The following is a 248-nucleotide window of genomic DNA, read 5'->3' as shown; positions in this document are numbered from 1 at the left end:
ACCTAGAAATGAAGTAGAAAGTATACTTGTTAAAATATGGAAGGGTATTTTAAACATAGAAAACTTAGGAATAAACCATCATTTCTTTGTTTCAGGTGGTGATTCCATTAAAGCATTGCAGATCGTTTCCAGACTCTCAAGGTTTAATCTTAAATTGGAAGTAAAAGACTTGTTTGCAAATCCAACTATCAAAAAGTTAAGCAAATATGTGAAAAAACAAGAAAAACGGATTAAAACCTATGAAATAG

At 29.8% G+C, this 248-nt stretch carries 1 protein-coding gene; it reads left to right on the top strand.

Going from position 1 to position 248, the window contains the following annotated elements:
- Nucleotides 1-248: phosphopantetheine-binding protein (locus SB764_RS43260; RefSeq protein ID WP_410867203.1), on the top strand; the 248-nt coding region annotated here is incomplete at both ends.

Source organism: Paraburkholderia sp. SIMBA_027, assembly GCF_046535315.1.
Lineage (GTDB): Bacteria > Pseudomonadota > Gammaproteobacteria > Burkholderiales > Burkholderiaceae > Paraburkholderia > Paraburkholderia tropica.
This window is presented reverse-complemented; position numbering and strand designations above follow the sequence as displayed.